Source organism: Bacillus cereus group sp. N14 (genome assembly GCF_016483555.1).
GTDB lineage: Bacteria > Bacillota > Bacilli > Bacillales > Bacillaceae_G > Bacillus_A > Bacillus_A wiedmannii.
On the sequence record NZ_JAEHBQ010000140.1, the window covers coordinates 1 to 234 of the forward strand.

Genomic DNA, 234 nt, shown 5'->3' on the forward strand with positions numbered 1-234 from the left:
GAACCTGGTTGACGAGCTGGTAATTGAATTTCCGCCAATACAACACGTGCACCAGATGCCATAATGCGAAGATCGTTTGCAATTTTAGAAATGTTCATCATAAATACTTTTAATGCCGCAGATACTTCTGTGTATGCATCTGTGTTTTGCGTTGCATCAACTAAATGCTCTGCACCAACAAGTGGGAATCCGCTAAATGTACTCAAGTGTTTAACCACTTGTTCAATGTAGGTA

1 protein-coding gene is annotated in these 234 nt (G+C 40.2%); it reads right to left on the reverse strand.

All coding sequences use genetic code 11. From position 1 onward, the window contains the following. The coding region (locus tag JDS82_RS29455; protein ID WP_242474954.1) for a lyase family protein at positions 1 to 234 on the reverse strand (234 nt) is incomplete at both ends.